A 3,027-nucleotide genomic window follows, 5' to 3' on the forward strand; every position below is an offset into this window, starting at 1 on the left:
GCCTACTCTTTCTTGCTTTTCGTACCAAGCTTGTGTTCGTTCGTGGAGAGCTTTATTGTAAACTAATCTTACACAGCCCAAAGTGCGCCGCAATAGCGACTCTTGTTCTGGTGTTGGGTAAAATCGAAACGAATAGGCTTTCTCCATATCTCACATTCTAGCATATATCGTGTAAATGCGCTAATATTTAACAGTAAAGCCAACCTAGAACGACGGGGTTTCAGACCCAAATTTTCGATGATTGGGAAAAGCCCTCGGTGAGCGTGGGACGAATAGTACGGCTCCTAGTAGCGAGGATAGAGTCCACTGTTTAGAGCTTAGGGATTATCTGTGAAAAACTGGCTTAATTAAGCTTGCACAGGCGTTTTGCGCCATGTTCGACCTTGAATAGTCGTGTGGAATTGCCAATTAGCTACGGTTTCTGGATAATCGCCCCGATAGTGACCGCCTCGGCTTTCTGCTCGTAATAAGGCACTTTCCAGAATTAAGTCGGCGATGTCTAGAAGATTTAATGTCTCGATCGCTATTCTTATTTCTAACTGCACCGAGGGACACAAAAATAATTGTCCTTTGTCGGGGAGAAGATTCTGGAGAAATTGGCCTATCTTTAAGGAATGTAACTGTTGTTTCCACTGTTGCACCCGTAGGATAGCAATTTCTAACTCATTTTGAAATCGGCAAATTCCCGCATTTTCCCACATTAAAATCGGTAATTCTCTCCGTACTTTTTGCCAGTCTTCCTGTTCTTCCTGCCAGTTTTCCGCAATTTCTAAGGGTTTTTCGGGTCTTTCCCCACGAAAGTTTTCTGGCTCTAGACCTATTTCAACTAAATTTGCCGCAAAGACAATACATTCCAAGAGAGAATTACTGGCTAAACGATTGGCTCCATGAACACCTGTACTAGATGCTTCGCCGATCGCATACAAACCGGATAGAGAAGTGCGGGCGTTTAAATCTGTGGCCACTCCTCCCATCCAATAGTGAGCGGCGGGGGCGACCGGAATCACATCCTCAAGCACATTAATGCCCCATTTTTGACAGATGCGGATAATATTGGGGAAACGATAACGCAGACGCTCCGGTTCGATTGGTCTTAAATCTAGATATACTTTGGCATGGGCGGGATCGTCGGAGGTTTTTTGCAAATGGCTAAAAATCGCCCGACTCACCACATCCCGGGGGGCCAATTCTCCGGCCGGATGGTAATCGAAGGCAAAACGCCGCCCCCGGTCATCAATTAAATGCGCTCCTTCGCCGCGCACCGCTTCACTAATTAAAAACCGCGGTGCCCCCGGCACAGTCAAAGCGGTGGGGTGAAACTGAAAAAATTCCGGGTCGCGAATCACTGCCCCAGCACGCCAAGCCAGGGCGACTCCATCCCCCGTGCTAACGGCGGGATTAGTGGTTTGGGCGTAGACTTGACCGCCGCCTCCCGTAGCCAGAATGACTGCTTGCGCTCGCAGCCAACAGAGATGATCTTGATGGAGTAAACAAATACCTTGACAGCGTTGCCCTTCCGGGTCAAGCCAGAGTTTCAGCGCGATCGCTTGGGGAATAATGGTAATATTGGGGCGTTCGACCACTTTTTCCATCAGGGTACTGACGATCGCTCTCCCCGTGCGATCGGCTGCGTGCAGCACCCTGGCCTGGGAGTGGGCAGCCTCAAGAGTGCGGGCTAAGTCGTCTCCAGAGCGATCAAAACTAACTCCTAACCGCAGCAAATCAGCGATCGCTTGGGGGGCTTTCTCGACTAAAAACTGCACGGCATAGCGATCGCATAAGCCTGCTCCAGCTTTCAGGGTATCTTCTAAATGGAAAACGGGGGAATCCTGCGGGGACGTGGCCGCCGCAATTCCTCCCTGCGCCCAATCACTAGCCCCAGTTTTTAAATCTTCTTTGGTAATTAAACCCACCTTCAAGTTAGGGGGTAAACACAGCGCGGCATACAATCCCGCCGCTCCCGATCCCACCACTAAAACATCTTGATAACTCGGCAGTTGCGAGGAAACGACCATTGAGGGATGAATTGATAAATTCTATTCATTCTAGCATTCCATTTCTCTATAGCTCTGGCAAAAATCGCCAGTCTTCCCTTAGATCAGCATGGCAGATTCTTTCTTTTGCCTCTTGCCTTCAGAAGCTGACCACTGAAAAAGGTGAGCGATCGCTCACCTTGGAATTTTTTTAAAACCGCAATTAACTGGATTTAGTAAACTCCGGGGTTAAAACGGTCATCACCCTCGATAAATTCTTTAGAAGGCTCAGTAACGGTAAATTTCTCCAGATTAGCCTGTAAACGCTCTTTTTGAGTGGCCGAGAGTCCGGGGATATTGAGGACATCTTCCACTTCTTGGTAGGGGGCGTTTTTGATGATTTTACCGGCTAAATTGGGATAGAAACCTCTCAAGTCCCGGAAATCGCGAATATCACTGTTATTGAGGTCGATTTTCGCCCCAAATTCTGTGGTTAGTTTGGCATCGGCCGCATTTAAGACCGCCACAGGAAGAGAGGGAAGGGCGATCGAGGTGAGATTGAGAGCTTGAGCAGGAACTTTGCCCCAAAAACTCCCGATAATCAAGGCAATTACCGCCAGCAGACGAACAAGATTCTTCATTGCAGTTGTGGTCTCCTAAAACCAAGGCAAATTAACGATCAGGACAAGAAGTTAAGCCATCAGCTTTCCGACTAGGCATAGGGTGGGGAATTGGGACTTACCACCGCAGCTTACCTATTAGCTGAACGCTGATAGCTAGTTAAAAAAGTTATATCATGCCATTAGACCAGATCTTAACCTAGTTTGCCGCCCTAGGGGAAGGGTTTTGGGTATTGGGGGATGGGGTTTTAGGGTTTTGCGGTTTTGGGGTTTGATCACAAACAACAAGTTGGTTAGTGGGACTTAGGCGTTTTCGGTCAGCAAAAAAGGCTCAAACCATTACGGGACAAAGGGTTAACCTCGATTTATGATTTTCCTTGATATATCTGGGTTTCAGCGATTTTGGGCTTCTCGAAGTAAATCCCAAGCGGGGA

General features: G+C 47.9%; 3 protein-coding genes. All 3 read right to left on the reverse strand.

Translation table 11 applies throughout. The features are described from left to right. Nucleotides 1-147: helix-turn-helix domain-containing protein (locus IM477_RS10830; protein WP_287731696.1), on the reverse strand; the 147-nt coding region annotated here is incomplete at its 3' end. A 200-nt stretch (nt 148-347) separates the two neighbouring features. Continuing rightward, nucleotides 348-2,015 (reverse strand): L-aspartate oxidase, encoded by a 1,668-nt coding sequence (nadB, locus tag IM477_RS10835; protein WP_287731695.1) that lies wholly within the window; start codon nt 2,013-2,015, stop codon nt 348-350. Nucleotides 2,016-2,206: 191 nt separating this feature from the next. Then, the gene (gene psbU / locus IM477_RS10840; protein WP_002761160.1) at nt 2,207-2,614 is read right to left on the reverse strand and encodes a photosystem II complex extrinsic protein PsbU; all 408 of its coding nucleotides are present in this window, start codon (nt 2,612-2,614) and stop codon (nt 2,207-2,209) included. Between the last annotated feature and the right edge of the window lie 413 nt (nt 2,615-3,027).

The organism is Microcystis sp. M090S1 (assembly GCF_020246295.1).
In the GTDB taxonomy this organism is placed as follows: Bacteria; Cyanobacteriota; Cyanobacteriia; order Cyanobacteriales; family Microcystaceae; genus Microcystis; species Microcystis aeruginosa.

Excerpts from the sequence above, each read along its gene's own strand:
- nadB (WP_287731695.1), bottom strand. The coding sequence starts at position 2,015 with ATGGTCGTTTCCTCGCAACTGCCGAGTTATCAAGATGTTTTAGTGGTG.
- psbU (WP_002761160.1), bottom strand. The coding sequence starts at position 2,614 with ATGAAGAATCTTGTTCGTCTGCTGGCGGTAATTGCCTTGATTATCGGG.